Consider the following 11,905-nt stretch of genomic DNA (forward strand, 5'->3'; position numbering starts at 1 on the left):
TCGGCCTCACGGGCGTGCCGCCTGCCCGCCGGCGGCGGCGCGCAGCAGGCGGTCGATGATGATGGCGAGGAAGGCCATGGCGGCGCCCGCGATGATGCCCCGCCCCGGATCGGCCTTGCTGAGCGAGATGAGCGTGTCGCTCTCCAGCCCCTTGGTGCCGATCAGCGCGGTGATCACCAGCATGCCGAAGGCCATCATCACCGTCTGGTTGACGGCGAGCAGCAGGCCGGGGCGGGCCAGCGGCACCTTCACCCAGCCGAAATTCTGCCAGCGCGAGGCGCCCGACATGCGCGCGGCCTCGACGATCTCGCCCGGCACGTGGCGCAGGGCGTCGGCGGTGAAGCGCACCGCCGGGGTCACCGCATAGACGACAATGGCGATCAGCGCCGGGAAGTCGCCGGAGCCCAGCAGCATGATGACGGGGATCAGATAGACGAAGCTCGGCAGGGTCTGGATGGTGTCGAGCACCACCCGCATGCCGGCGTTGAAGCGGGGCGACGCCGCGCATGCCAGGCCCAGCGGCATGCCGATGAGAAGCGCCAGCGCGACGCTGATGGCGATGAGATAGAGCGAGAGCTGCGCCGGCTCCCAGAAGCCGCAGCCGGCGACGAAGAGCATCATGAGGCCGCAGGAGAGCGCGAGCCGCCACCCGCCCAGCAGCAGGCCGAGCGCGGCGACCAGCGTCACCGCGCCGATCCACGGCACGGCGAGGAAGAACAGCTTCGTCGGCCGCAGCAGCCAGAGGAAGGCGAAGGTCTTCAGCTCCCGCAGCGGGCCGGCGAAGGCGAGGTTCATCTGCGCGATGCGCGCGTCCCACCAGCTCGCGGTGGAGACGGACCAGTCCGCCGGCCAATTGGCGAGCGCCGGAATCATCGGCGCCAGCAGGCAGGGCAGGACCAGCGCCACCGCGAAGGCCAGCGCCCAGCGCCGGCTCCCGGCGGCATCGCGGTGCTGCGGGCGGCGCTCGGCGATCGCCTGGCCGAGGCGGTCGAGCGCGATGGCGACCAGCACGATGGCGAGACCCGCCTCCAGCCCACGACCGATCTTCAGCGACTGCAGCGCCTTGAGCACCACGGCGCCCAGCCCGTCGGCGCCGATGACGCTGGCGATGATCACCATGGTCAGCGAGAGCATCAGCACCTGATTGACGCCGATCATCATCTTCGGGAGGGCGGAAGGCAGCAGGGCGAGCCGCATCACCTGCCCGCGCGTGCAGCCGGCCATCGCCGCCGCCTCGCCGATGGAGGCCGGCACGCCGCGCAGCGCAAGGGTGGTGACGCGCGCCATGGGCGGCATGGCGTAGATCACCGTCGCCATCATCGCGCCCACCGGGCCGAAACCGAACAGATAGAGGATCGGCACGAGATAGGCGAAGATCGGCACGGTCTGCATGACGTCATAAAGCGGTTGCAGCGCGCGGTCGACCCTGGGATGGCGGAAGGCGAGAATGCCGAGCCATGTGCCGAGCAGCACGCCGAAGGCCACCGAGACGAGGACCGAGGCCAGCGTCAGCATGGTCGCGTCCCACAGGCCGAACAGCGCCGCATAGAGCAGCGCGCCGCCGGTGAGCAGGGCGAGCCGCACGCTGCCGAAGCGCAGGCCCAGCAGCGCCGAGGCGAGCATCACCGAGGGCCAGGGCAGCGGCGGCAGCTCGACGCCGCCAACGGTGAGGCCCTTCGACACCAGCCCCTGCAGCAGGAGCATGGGCTGGAGGATGACGCCGGCGATGCCGCGGGTGATTTCGCTCACCATCACCGGCCCGATGTGGGAATCCTTGGCGACATAGGTCAGCGCCTCGCCCGCCCACTGGCGCCAGGGCAGAATGAAGCGGTCGGGAATGGCGGCGAGCGCCGGGGGCATCTCGACGCCGAATTGGGGCAGCAGGCAGAGCAGGACCGCGACGGCGAGAAGAGCGAGGGCGGGCAGACGCGCCGCTCCCGCGCCGCGCACCGCGTCGCCCCGGCTTTCCGGCTCGCTTCGCAGCTCAACCGCCGTCATTGGACGGGCGCCGGGCGCGTGTGCGGCTGGGCGAGCAGAAGGCGGATCACCGCCTCCCGGCTTAGCGCGCCGAGGACCCCGCCGTCTTCCGCGAGAACGGCGACCGGCCCTTCGGCGGCCAACACGCGTTCGGCGATGTCGATGACGCGTGCAGCGGCCGCGACGCCGGCGCTGCCGGCGGCATCCGGCCCGAGATCCATGGCCGAGCGGGCGGTGACGACCTGCGCGCGGGGGATGTCGCGGGTGAAGGCCGACACATAGGGGTCGGCCGGCGCCAGAACCAGCGCCTCCGGCGTGGCGACCTGCACGACGGCGCCCTCGCGCATGATGGCGATGCGGTCGGCGAGACGCACGGCCTCGGCGAAGTCGTGGGTGACGAAGACGATGGTCTTACGCAGCAGCGTCTGCAGCCGCAGGAACTCGTCCTGCATCTCGCGCCGCACCAGCGGGTCGAGCGCCGAGAACGGCTCGTCCAGGAACCAGATGTCGGGCTCCAGCGTCAGCGAGCGGGCGATGCCGACGCGCTGCTGCTGCCCGCCGGAAAGCTCGTGCGGGTAGTGCCGGCCGCGCCCGCCGAGGCCGACGAGATCGAGCATCTGCTGCGCCCGCGCCTCGCGCGCCGCGCGCTTCATACCCTGCACCTTGAGCGGGAAGGCGACGTTCTCCAGCGCGCTGAGATGCGGCATCAGCGCGTAGTTCTGGAACACCATGCCCATCTTCTCGCGCCGGATCTGCATGAGCTGGCGCTCGGTGGCGTTGAGCAGGTTGGTGCCGCCGAGCAGGATCGAGCCGGCGGTCGGCTCGACCAGCCGCGTCATGCAGCGCAGCAGCGTGGACTTGCCCGAGCCGGACAGGCCCATGATGACGAAGATCTCGCCCTGGCTGATCGACAGGCTGACGCCGCGCACGGCGGCGAGCAGCCCCGCCGCCGCCAGATCCTCCGGCGACGGCGGCTGTTCACGAGTGGACAGAAAGGTGTCGGCGTCCGGCCCGTAGACCTTCCACACATTGTCGCAGAGCAGGATGCGGTTCGTCGTCGACACCTTGGCAGGCTCCCGTCAAAGCGCCCAGTCGGCGACCAGGTCGGGGTGCGCCTTCAGCCATTCCTCGGCCGCCTTCTCGCTCTCGATGCCGTCGACATCGACGCGGCGGATGCCCCAGGCGACATCGGCGGCGGTGAGATGATAGAGGCGCAGCATGCGCGAGGCGCGCGGCAACCTGGCTTCGGACTTGGTGTTGGCGACCTTCCAGACATAGCCGTAGGGGTTGTCGCAGTCCCACACCTTGTCGGGGTTGCCGCCCCATTTCGGGTCGGTCGCGCAGGCCGCCTCGAAGTGCGGGAACTGCACGAACTCGCCGGGATACTGCTCGGTCATCCAGTCCGGCATGAAGCCCCAGCCGATGACGGGCTCCTTGCGTTGCACGGCGCCGACGATGGCGGCATGCAGGGCGGCCGGCGTGCCGGTGCCTTCCAGCACGAAGGGCAGCTTCAGCGCTTCGAGCCGCGCGGCATTGTTGGTCGTCCAGTCGGCCGGCGCCTCGACGAAGCGGGCCTTGGGCGCGGATTCGACAGTCGCGAGCGCCTTCACGCAGGCCGGTTCCAGCAGCGCCTTCCAGTCCGGCAGGCCGGGGCAGAGTTCCTTGACATAGAGCGGATACCACCAGCCCTCGCGGATCTTCACGCCGGTCGAGCCCATGTTCTGGACCTTACCCGTCGCCAGCGCGGCATCCATGATGTCGCGGCTGGTGTCCCAGATGCTGGTGGAGAAATCCATGTCGCCAGCCTCGAGGCCGACGAACTGGGCGGCATAGTCCGCCTTCACGCGCTCGACCTTGTAGCCGTTCTGTTCGAGGAAGCCGGCGAAGACGTTGGCGATGAAGTCGGCGTCGGTGATGCCGGTGACGACGATGCGCACCGGGCTCGCCGTCTCGGCATCGGCCGCCCTTGCCTGCGGTGCCGCAAGAAACGTCGCCGACAGCGCCGCTGCGCCCAGTGTCTTCATCCAGCTCGTATTGAATTTTCGGTAAGACATCGTGTTCTCCGGAAGTTATATAGAGTTATGTCGATGCGTACGGATAGAAAATTCCGATTTTACTATTTACAACTTCGATACTATCTTCCTTCGGAAGAAGATGGAGGGGCGCATGGCGGCAGATGTACTGCATATGACGGCGACCGAGATGGCGCGCCTGCTGCGTGACGGGGAGATCGGTGCGGTCGAAGTGACCCGCGCGGCGCTGGAGCGCATCGAGGCGGTCAATCCGGCGCTGAACGCCTTCTGCCTGCTGCTGCCCGAGCGCGCCCTCGCGCAGGCGGCCGACATCGACGCGCGGCGGGTGCGCGGCGAGCCGCTCGGCCCGCTCGCCGGGCTGCCGGTGGCGCTGAAGGACTACACGCCGACCGCCGGGCTGACGACGACCTACGGCTCGCGCCTGTTCGCCGGCCATGTGCCGGAACGCGACGCGGTGATCGCGCGCCGCCTCGTCGGCGCCGGCGGCGTGCTGGTCGGCAAGACCACCACGCCGGAATTCGCCGATTCCTGGTTCACGCGCGGCGCGCAGTTCGGCGTGACGCGCAATCCGTGGGATCCCTCGCGGACGCCCGGCGGCTCCTCCGGCGGCTCGGCGGTGGCGGTGGCGACCGGCTGCGTCGCGCTCGCCGAGGGGTGCGACATGGCGGGCTCCATACGTGGCCCCGCCGCCTTCTGCGGCATCGTCGGGCTCAAGCCGGCGCTCGGGCGCATCCCCTTCGACGCGCTGCCGACCACCTTCGACGACATCAGCCATTTCGGCCCGATGGCCCGCACGGTGAACGACGCCGCGCTGTTCCTGGGTGCCGTCGCCGGCCCCGATCCGGCCGATCTGTTCTCCTACCTGCCCCCGCTCGAGCTTTCCCTGCCGGTCGAGGCCGATGCGTCCCGCATGAAGCTCGCCTTCTCGCCCGATCTCGGCTTCTGCGCCGTCGATCCGCAGGTGGCGCGCGAGGTGCGCGCCGCGGTCGAGGCGCTGCGCGCCGCCGGCGCCACGGTCGAGGAGGTGGATCTGGGATGGCGGGTGGAGGACGCCGAGGCCTTCTTCACCGCCACGCTGGTGTGGATGGCGGCGCTCTACGGCGACGCCTACGACCGGGGCGCCGACCGGCTGGAGCCGCTGACGCGCCGGCTGATCGAGATGGGGCGCGAGGTCGACGGGGTGACGCTGAAGCGGCTCGACTTCGTGCGCGCCGGCATCTGGCGCAAGCTCGCCGCCGTGCTCGCGGATTACGACGCGCTCGTCTGCCCGACCATGGCGCAGCCCGCCCCGCGCCTCGACAGGGACGATTTCGACTATGGCCACCGCACCGCCGACGGCCGGCTCGCCGCGCTCGACATGACGGGCCTGTTCAACCTGATCGGCGCCTGCCCGGCGCTGTCGGTTCCCGCCGGGCGCACCGACGAGGGCCTCCCCGTCGGCCTGCAGATCGTCGGCCGGCCGCAGGACGAGGCAGGCGTGCTGCGTGTCGGCCGCGCGGTCGAGATCGTCCGGCCCCAGCCCGCCGCGCCCCAGCCTTCCGCGCCCCAGCCTTCCGCGCCCCAGCCTTCCGCGCCCCAGCCTTGCGCATCGCTGCCGTCCCTCTAGCGCGGGGCGCGCCGGGGGCACGGCACTCGGGGAGGGTGGAAGGGCCAAGGCTCGCATGAGGCAAGACTGCCCATCGCGGCCGGTCCGGCCCATCGCATCCTGTGAAGCTTTACATTCAGTCGGGTCCAACTAAGCGCAGGGCTTCAACCAGGTGCGCCCACGCCTCACGACGTCTCGCCCGCGATCTCCCCGGCAACCTCGGCCGGGTCGATCTCCGCGAGGCGCGCCGGGCGGGCTTTCCCGGTGTCGGGCCGGAGGGGGAGGTCGCTCTCCTGCGTCAGCGCGGCGAGGGAATCGGGAAGCGCGGATTCCTCGGGCATGGCGCAGAGGCCGTGGCGGACCATCCAGCGCCCGAAAGCCGGCTCGGCGGTCAGCACCGCGAAGGGTGCGGCGCCGAGGAGGCCGGCCAGCGCGGGCGCGGCCCAGCCGATGGCGGCGGGCGCGAAGAGCGCGAGAAGGCTCGCCAGCCCGGCGCCGAACAGGAACTGCGGCCACAGCCCGGCGAGGGCGGTGCGCCAGGACAGGCGGACGGCATCGCGTGCCTGCGCGTCCCAGGTCACGGTCCGGCCGAAGCCGAGGCCGATCAAGAACAGCGCCACCCGGAAGGCGACGGCCGGGCCGAGCAGCACGCCGAACGCGAATTCCAGCGCCGCCCCGCGCAGCAGCGCGCGGCTCCCGCCATAGCGCCGGCGCTCCTCCCGGCGCAGCAGCACGTCGGCGAGCCCGGCGAGCTTGGGCGTGAGGCTCATGAGAAAGGTGGCGACGAACAGGGCGAGGCCGAGACCGGCGGGGAAGGGCTCGTCGCGAAGCTCGACATCGAAGACCTTGAGCGCCGCGACTGCCATGAAGGCGATCCAGGCGCAGGCGCCGAGATACATCAATATGGCCCAGGCAATCTGGAAGCGGCTCATCGGCAGCAGGCCGGGCAGGGCGAGAAGCCGCCAGTACTGCATGTTGCCCTGGCACCAGCGCAGGTCCCGCCGGGTGAACTCGGTCAGATGCGGTGGGTTTTCCTCGAAGCTCTCCATCTCCTCCGGCAGCACCCGAACCTCGTAGCCGGCACGCCGCATCAGCGCCGCCTCGATCTGGTCGTGCGACAGGATGTGGCCGTCGAGCGGCCCCGTGCCGGGAAGCACGGGAAGCAGGCAATGGGCCTTGAAGGGGGCGACGCGGATGACCGCATTATGCCCCCAATAGGGGCCGCAATCCCCCGCCCACCACGAGGCCCCCATCGTGTAGGAGCGCATGCCGTGCCGCATGCCGAACTGGAAGATGCGGGCGAAGGCCGAGCGCGACGGCATGCCGACCACGAGGCTCTGCAGGATGCCGAGCTTCGGATGAGCCTCGACGATGCGCACGAGGCGCAGGATGGCGGAGGCGCCGACGAAGCTGTCGGCATCGAGCACCATCATCAGCTCGTAGTCGTCGCCCCAGCGGTCGAGGAAGTCGCGGATGTTGCCGGCCTTGTAGCCGGCATTGTCGGCGCGGCGGCGGTAGTGGATCGCGGTCCCCGCGCCGATCTCCGCGCGCCAGGCGGCGACGAGGTCCTCCTCGGCGGCGGCGATGTCGGGGCGCGTGGTGTCCGACAGGATGAAATAGGCGAAGTGCCGTCCCGCGCCGGCGCGCTCAAGCTCCTCCCGCATCAGGCGCAGCCGGTGGAGGGCGCGTGAGGGGTCCTCGTTGCGCAGCGTCATCACGATGGCGATGCGCGAGGCGATGGGGCTCCCCTCGTCGACTGCGGCATAGGGAGAGACGGCCTGGAGGGCATCGACGGGCCCGTGCAGCAGCCAGAGACCGATCAGGGCATTCCAGAAGCCGAGTATGGTCCAGGGCGTCGATACGCAGAAGGCGACCAGAAGCAGCCTGTCGAGCGTCGTCCATCCCCCGACGGCCAGCAGCCCCGCGAAGACCAGCGCGAGGCACGCGAAGGTGAGCACATTCAGGGTGGCGACGAGGGCGCGCCGCCGGAACAGGGTTCGCAGGGACTGGGTGCCGGTCGGCGTCAGCCGCGCGGCGGTGACGCGCGTCGGCGAAGGGCTCTGCGGAAATCGGTCGCTCGCGCTCATGCGGATCCACTCGATAGACGGAACGGGCGGCGTTTGCCGCCGTTTCGACTTCGATATACGAAAGGCGGCGCCGGTTCGTTCACAGGATGTCGAGGGCGTGATACCGCCCGCAGCGAGGGAATGGCCGGGTGTTTGAGAAAGGCGGCAGGTGACGCCAGCATCGGTCGGTCGGTCGGCGAAGGCACTGTGGTGCGTCGCGCCGGGACGCTACGAGCTGCGCAGCTACGGGCTCGACGCGCCCGACACCGATTCCGTCATCATTCGCGCGCTCGCCTCCTGCGTCAGCCGTGGCACGGAGCGCCTCGTTCTGGCGGGAGAGGTGCCGGAGAGCGAATTCGAGCGCATGCGCGCACCCTTCCAGCGCGGCGATTTCCCTTTTCCCGTCCAGTATGGCTACCAGAGCGTCGGCATCGTCGAGAAGGGCCCCGGCGCGCTTGAGGGGCGGATGGTGTTCTGCCTGCATCCCCATCAGGACGTGTACCGCGTCCCGGCCTCGGCGGTCACGCCGGTGCCGGAGGGGATTCCTCCGAGCCGGGCCATGCTGGCCGCCAATATGGAAACCGCGCTGAACGCGCTGTGGGACGCGGGAGCGGGGCCCGGCGACCGCATCACGGTCGTCGGCGGCGGCGTCGTCGGCCTGATGGTAACGGCGCTGGCGGCGGGGCTGCCGGGTGCCGACGTCACGCTGGTCGACGTGCGGCCGGGGCGGGCGGAGATCGCGGCGGCCTTCGGCGCGCGGTTCGCCTTGCCGGCGCAGATCCACGACGATGCCGACATCGTATTCCATACCAGCGCCAGTGCGGCGGGGCTGCACACGGCGCTCGCCGCGGGAGGCTTCGAGGCGAAGATCGTCGAGCTGAGCTGGTACGGCACGGCCGCGACCGAGGTCGCGCTGGGCGGCGCCTTCCACAGCCGGCGGCTGCGCCTGATCGCCTCGCAGGTCGGCGCGGTCTCGCCGGAGCGCCGGCCGCGCTGGCCGCATGCCCGGCGGCTCGCCAAGGCGGTGTCGCTGCTTGCCGATGCGCGCTTCGAACGGCTGGTCACGCACCGCGTTGCCTTCGAGGAGGCGCCGGCGCGGCTGCCGTCGCTGTTGACCGACGAGCCGGACGCGCTGGCGATCCAGCTCACCTATGAATGACGCAAGCGGGAGTGTGGCGATGTTCTGTGTGGAAGTCCGCGATCGCATCATGATCGCCCATTCGCTGCCGGACCCTTTCTTCGGCCCGGCGCAGGGTCTGCACGGCGCGACCTTCGTGGTCGATGTCGCCTTCTTCCGCGCGGAGCTGACCGCTAAAAACGTGGTCGTCGACATCGGCGCGGCGCTCGACGTGCTCAAGCAGACGCTCGCGCCGCTTGCCTACCAGAATCTCGACGCGCTGCCGGTCTTCGCAGGCAAGCTGACGACGACCGAATTCCTCGCCCGCCACATCTTCGACGCGGTCGCCGCCGCCGCCCGCGACGGCGCGCTGGGCGAGGACGGGCGGGAGCTGGCGAAGATCCGCGTCACGCTGCACGAGACCGACCTCGCCCGCGCCAGCTATGAGGGCTCCCTCGCGTGACGGGCTTCGCTTTCGCCATTCCCGGCGATCTCGACCTGCCGACGGGCGGCTACGCCTATGATCGCCGCGTGATGGCCGAATGCCGCGCCCTCGGCTGCGAAGTTACGCCTCTGGCCTTGCCGGACGGGTTCCCGTCCCCGACGCCGGAGACGCTCACGACGAGCGCGCGCCTCCTGCAGGCACTGCCTTCCGGGCAACCGGTCCTTATCGACGGGCTCGCCTTCGGGGTGCTTCCCTCCGCCATGCTGGCCGGACTCGGGCGTCCGCTGGCGGCGCTGGTGCATCATCCGCTCGCGCTGGAAACCGGGCTCGACGCGGACCGGCAGGCGCGGCTGCGCGCGAGCGAGCGGGCCGCGCTCTCCCACGCCGAAGCGGTGATCGTCACCAGCCCGATGACGGCGCGGATACTGGCCGCCGACTACGCGGTCGACCTGGCGAAGCTGGTCGTTGCCCTGCCGGGGGTGGAGCCGGCGGCGCGCGCGAGAGGCACCGTGACGCCGCCGCGCCTGCTCGCCGTCGGCTCGATCATCCCCCGCAAGGCCTATGACGTGCTGGTGGCGGCACTGGCGCCGCTGCGCGAACGGGACTGGCGCTGCCATATCGTCGGTGCGGACGACCGCGACCCGGAGGCTGCAAAAGGGCTGCGCGCGCAGATCGCCGCGGCGGGGCTGGAAGGGCGGATCGTGCTGACCGGGGCGATTTCCGGCACGGCGCTGGAGGCCGAATATGACGCGGCCGATCTCTTCGTCTGCGCCTCCCTGTTCGAGGGCTACGGCATGGTGTTGACCGAGGCCGTGGCGCGGGGGCTGCCGGTGGTCGCGACCCGCGCCGGCGCGATCCCCGAGACCGTGCCGGCCGGGGCGGCGCGGCTGGTGCCGCCGGGCGATGCGGGCGCGCTGTCCGCCACCATCGCGCTGCTGCTGGAGCAGCCGCCGCTGCGCCGGGCGCTGGCGGACAAGGCATGGGGGCAGGCGGCCCTGCTGCCGCGCTGGTCGCAGACGGCGGGCGTCATCGCGGCGACGATGGGGAGCCTCGCGGCATGAGCGGATTCGATGCCGGCTGGCTGGCGCTGCGCGAACCCGCTGACCACGCCGCCCGCAATGCCGAGGTCGCGGCGGCGGTCGGCGCGCATTTCGCGGGGCGCGCGGCGCTCACCATCGTCGATCTGGGCTGCGGCTCGGGCTCCAATTTGCGCGCCCTCGCCCCCCTGCTGCCGGCGCGCCAGCACTGGCATCTCGTCGATGGCGATCCGGCGCTGCTGGCCGAGGCGCGGCATCGGCTCGCCGGCTGGGCGGACAGCGTGCGGGAGGCCAATGGCGGGCTCCGGCTCGACCGGGGCGGCCGGGCGATCCGCGTCACCTTCGAACGGGCGGACCTGACCGCGCGGGACCTGCATTTCCATGACATCGCGCCCGATCTCGTCACGGCGGCGGCGCTCTTCGATCTCGTCTCGGCCGGCTGGCTGGAGCGACTGGTCGCGGCATCGGCGACGCGGCGGAGGGCGCTCTACGCGGTGCTCAACTATGACGGCGCGGCGTGCTGGGAGCCTTCGAGCCCGCTCGACACGGCGATCCGCGACGCCTTCAACCGCCACCAGCGCGGCGACAAGGGCTTCGGCCCCGCGCTCGGGCCGGATGCCTGCGATGCCCTGGCGGAACTGCTCGCCCGTCACGGCTATCGTGTGCGGCAGGGTGCCAGCCCGTGGCGGCTCGGGCCCGCCGATGGCGCGCTGATCGCCGCCGTGAGCGCGGGCGTCGCGGTGGCGGCGTGCGAGATGGAGCCCGGCCGTTCGGACGCCTTCGCGGACTGGGGCCGCGCGCGGGCCGAAGCCACGGGCGCGGTCATCGGCCATCGGGATATCTTCGCCGTGCCGTGAGGCGGCGAAGGGGCGGTTCAATCGGGCGGCCACATGCGGCGCAACACGCCGTCCTTCTTGATGAAGCGATGGCGCAGCGCTGCCGCGATGTGAAGCAGCGCAAGGATCGCCAGAAGCTGCGCCAGCAACCCGTGCAGCCCGAGGATGCGGTTCGCCAGCGGCTCGTCGGCGGTCAGGATTCCCGGCAGGTCGAAAAGCCCGAACAGGTTCAGCGCGGGATAGGCGGAAATCCCTGCCCAGCCGAGCAGCGGCACCACCAGCAGCAGCACATAGAGGAGGTGATGCATGCCGGTCGACGCGATGCGCTCGAACGGCGTCAGCGTCGCCAGCGGTGGTGGTGCCCCGCGCCTCAACCGCACGAGGATACGCAGCACGACGACCCAGAGCAGGGTGAAGCCGAGCAGCTTGTGCAGGTCGTAGAGCCGGCCGGTGAGCGCGTCGAAATTGGTCGCCTCGCCGCGTGCGGTCATGTAGAGGCCGAGCGGCACGAGGCAGACCACGAAAGCGGCGACGAGCCAGTGCAGCACGCGCGCCGCGCGGCTGTAGCGCGCGGGCGGGGTGGCATCGGCCGTCCTGTCAGGCGTCTCCATGGGAAGCACCGCCGGTCGTGCTGCGCAGGTCGCAATCATAGACCACGTTGCCGTCGTCCAACAGATAGGCCTGCGCGCGCGGCTGGAGCGCATCGCACACGTCGTCGATCGGCCGCAAGTCGAGGGCCGGGCGCCCCGAGCCGAGGATCATCGGCGCCAGACAGATATGCAGGCGGTCGACCATTCCCGCGTCGATGA

Annotated in this window: 11 protein-coding genes (1 of these 11 cut by a window edge); 5 read left to right on the plus strand and 6 right to left on the minus strand. The window is 71.0% G+C overall.

The window, feature by feature from the left end:
- Positions 1-6: 6 nt before the first annotated feature.
- From MWN33_RS07965 to MWN33_RS07975, 3 genes are read right to left on the minus strand one after another with little or no spacing between them, the layout of a single operon-like run.
- Complete coding sequence (locus MWN33_RS07965) at positions 7-1,998, minus strand: ABC transporter permease (protein WP_247199963.1); 1,992 nt, start codon at positions 1,996-1,998, stop codon at positions 7-9.
- On the minus strand, positions 1,995-3,041 hold the full coding sequence (locus MWN33_RS07970) for an ATP-binding cassette domain-containing protein (protein WP_247199964.1): 1,047 nt from the start codon (positions 3,039-3,041) through the stop codon (positions 1,995-1,997). The genes MWN33_RS07965 and MWN33_RS07970 overlap by 4 nt, the downstream gene beginning before the upstream one ends.
- 15 nt (positions 3,042-3,056) lie before the next feature.
- Positions 3,057-4,031 (minus strand): ABC transporter substrate-binding protein, encoded by a 975-nt coding sequence (locus MWN33_RS07975; protein ID WP_247199965.1) that lies wholly within the window; start codon positions 4,029-4,031, stop codon positions 3,057-3,059.
- Positions 4,032-4,143: 112 nt separating this feature from the next.
- Between MWN33_RS07975 and MWN33_RS07980 the strand changes: the two genes are divergently transcribed.
- Positions 4,144-5,616 (plus strand): amidase, encoded by a 1,473-nt coding sequence (locus tag MWN33_RS07980; RefSeq protein WP_247199966.1) that lies wholly within the window; start codon positions 4,144-4,146, stop codon positions 5,614-5,616.
- Positions 5,617-5,780: 164 nt separating this feature from the next.
- On the opposite strand, the gene mdoH is transcribed toward MWN33_RS07980, so the two are convergent.
- Positions 5,781-7,682 (minus strand): glucans biosynthesis glucosyltransferase MdoH, encoded by a 1,902-nt coding sequence (gene mdoH, locus MWN33_RS07985; protein ID WP_247199967.1) that lies wholly within the window; start codon positions 7,680-7,682, stop codon positions 5,781-5,783.
- A 148-nt stretch (positions 7,683-7,830) separates the two neighbouring features.
- Between mdoH and MWN33_RS07990 the strand changes: the two genes are divergently transcribed.
- The 4 genes from MWN33_RS07990 to MWN33_RS08005 are packed head-to-tail and all read left to right on the plus strand — an operon-like array spanning position 7,831 to position 11,117.
- Positions 7,831-8,820, plus strand: coding sequence for a zinc-dependent alcohol dehydrogenase (locus tag MWN33_RS07990; RefSeq protein ID WP_247199968.1), 990 nt, complete (start codon positions 7,831-7,833; stop codon positions 8,818-8,820).
- A gap of 19 nt (positions 8,821-8,839) precedes the next feature.
- Positions 8,840-9,241 (plus strand): 6-pyruvoyl trahydropterin synthase family protein, encoded by a 402-nt coding sequence (locus tag MWN33_RS07995; RefSeq protein ID WP_247199969.1) that lies wholly within the window; start codon positions 8,840-8,842, stop codon positions 9,239-9,241.
- Positions 9,238-10,284, plus strand: a complete 1,047-nt coding sequence (locus MWN33_RS08000) for a glycosyltransferase family 4 protein (protein WP_247199970.1) — start codon at positions 9,238-9,240, stop codon at positions 10,282-10,284. Before MWN33_RS07995 ends, MWN33_RS08000 begins: the two co-directional genes overlap by 4 nt.
- A complete protein-coding gene (locus MWN33_RS08005) occupies positions 10,281-11,117 on the plus strand; it encodes a class I SAM-dependent methyltransferase (RefSeq protein ID WP_247199971.1) in 837 nt (278 codons plus the stop codon). Before MWN33_RS08000 ends, MWN33_RS08005 begins: the two co-directional genes overlap by 4 nt.
- Before the next feature lie 17 nt (positions 11,118-11,134).
- On the opposite strand, the gene MWN33_RS08010 is transcribed toward MWN33_RS08005, so the two are convergent.
- Both MWN33_RS08010 and MWN33_RS08015 read right to left on the minus strand, forming a co-directional pair.
- Entirely contained in the window at positions 11,135-11,707 is a 573-nt protein-coding gene (locus MWN33_RS08010) for a cytochrome b (RefSeq protein WP_247199972.1), read from the minus strand.
- A protein-coding gene (locus MWN33_RS08015; RefSeq protein ID WP_247199973.1) for a RibD family protein crosses the window boundary here: on the minus strand, positions 11,694-11,905 show its final stretch. The gene runs 607 nt beyond the window's last position; 212 of the gene's 819 nt are visible here — the last part of the coding sequence; its start codon lies beyond the right edge, outside the window — the gene reads right to left on this strand; the stop codon is at positions 11,694-11,696. The genes MWN33_RS08010 and MWN33_RS08015 overlap by 14 nt, the downstream gene beginning before the upstream one ends.

Origin of the sequence: Ancylobacter koreensis (assembly GCF_023016525.1) — a bacterium.
Lineage (GTDB): Bacteria > Pseudomonadota > Alphaproteobacteria > Rhizobiales > Xanthobacteraceae > Ancylobacter > Ancylobacter koreensis.

Coding starts and splice junctions, on each gene's coding strand:
- MWN33_RS07965 (WP_247199963.1), bottom strand. CDS start 1,998: ATGACGGCGGTTGAGCTGCGAAGCGAGCCGGAAAGCCGGGGCGACGCG.
- MWN33_RS07975 (WP_247199965.1), bottom strand. CDS start 4,031: ATGTCTTACCGAAAATTCAATACGAGCTGGATGAAGACACTGGGCGCA.
- MWN33_RS07980 (WP_247199966.1), top strand. CDS start 4,144: ATGGCGGCAGATGTACTGCATATGACGGCGACCGAGATGGCGCGCCTG.
- mdoH (WP_247199967.1), bottom strand. CDS start 7,682: ATGAGCGCGAGCGACCGATTTCCGCAGAGCCCTTCGCCGACGCGCGTC.
- MWN33_RS07995 (WP_247199969.1), top strand. CDS start 8,840: ATGTTCTGTGTGGAAGTCCGCGATCGCATCATGATCGCCCATTCGCTG.
- MWN33_RS08005 (WP_247199971.1), top strand. CDS start 10,281: ATGAGCGGATTCGATGCCGGCTGGCTGGCGCTGCGCGAACCCGCTGAC.
- MWN33_RS08010 (WP_247199972.1), bottom strand. CDS start 11,707: ATGGAGACGCCTGACAGGACGGCCGATGCCACCCCGCCCGCGCGCTAC.